The sequence below is a fragment of the Nocardia sp. CWNU-33 genome (genome assembly GCF_046764895.1).
In the GTDB taxonomy this organism is placed as follows: domain Bacteria; phylum Actinomycetota; class Actinomycetes; order Mycobacteriales; family Mycobacteriaceae; genus Nocardia.
In genome coordinates, this window is sequence record NZ_JBKOQN010000110.1 from 1 (window position 1) to 1263 (window position 1263).

1 protein-coding gene is annotated in these 1263 nt (G+C 64.4%); it reads right to left on the reverse strand.

Translation table 11 applies throughout. The features are described 5' to 3' along the window. Window positions 1-32: 32 nt before the first annotated feature. Window positions 33-1195, reverse strand: a protein-coding gene (locus ACLMAL_RS39590; RefSeq protein ID WP_412003764.1) for an IS3 family transposase whose coding sequence is annotated in 2 segments (ribosomal slippage) — window positions 33-908 and window positions 911-1195 — 1161 coding nt in all. Because the reading frame shifts where the segments join, the coding sequence is not laid out codon by codon here. Window positions 1196-1263: the final 68 nt, after the last annotated feature.

Below are 1263 nucleotides of genomic sequence, written 5' to 3' on the forward strand. Positions count from 1 at the left end.
GGGACTGCTGCACGACCAGGTGACAGGTTCGATCACGCGGCCTGACTGGCCGGTGGGGTCATGATCGTCTCGTATTCGATTGGCGTCAAACGACCGAGAGCGGTCTGCCGTCGGCGGCGGTGGTAGGTCCGCTCGATCCAGGTGACGATCGCGATGCGTAATTCCTCACGGCTGCACCATGATCGGCGGTCGAGGACGTTCTTCTGCAGCAACGCGAAGAAACTTTCCATGGCCGCGTTGTCACCGGCAGCGCCGACGCGGCCCATCGATCCGACCATGCCGTGCCGGTCGAGGCCGCGGACGAATTTCCGGCTGCGAAATTGCGATCCGCGGTCGGAATGGAGAATGCAGCCGGCCACGTCACCGCGGCGGGCCGCCGCGTTGTTGAGAGCGCGGACAGCGAGTGCAGATTTCATGCGCGAGTCGATGGAGTAGCCGACTATCCGGTTGGAATAGACATCCTTGACCGCGCAAATATAGAGCTTGCCTTCGGTGGTCTGGTGTTCGCTGATATCGGCCAGCCACAACCGATTTGGGCCTTCGGCGGTGAAGTTTCGACGAACCAGATCATCGTGGACCGGCGGGCCGGCCTTTCCCTTGCCGCGGCGTTTCTTACCGAATGCGCTCCACCAGCCCTGGGCCGAGCAGATCCGCCACGCGGTGCGGTCGGCCATCGACTCGCCCGCGGCGCGGGCTTCGTCGGCGAGGAATCGGTACCCGAATTCGGGGTCCTCACGGTGAGCGTCGAACAGCGCGTCGGCCCGATATGCCTGCTCGAGTTCGGCGCCGGTCACCGGCTCGGGCAGCCAGCGGTAATACGGCTGACGCGCCATTTGCAGGACCCGGCACGTCACCGCGACGGGAATCCCGTCAGCAGCCAGCTCGCGGACGAGCGGGTACATCATTTTCCCGGCAGATTCGCCTGCGACAGATAAGCAGCGGCTCGCTTGAGGACTTCGTTCTCCTGCTCCAGCAACTTGATTCGCCGCCGCGCTGCACGCAGCTCCGCCGATTCACTGGTGCTGGTGCCGGGCTTGGTTCCCTCGTCGACGTCGGACTGGCGCATCCACTTCGACAGCGTCATCGGGTGGACCCCGAAATCGGCGGCGATCTGTTCCAGCGTCACACCGTCGTCACGGTTGCGGGCGACGCGCACGACATCGTCGCGGAACTCGCGGGGATAGGGCTTGGGCACGATGACATCCTTTCAGCCTGCCCGAGGGGCAAGCCAACTCGGTTGTCACCTATCCGTGCAGCAGTCCC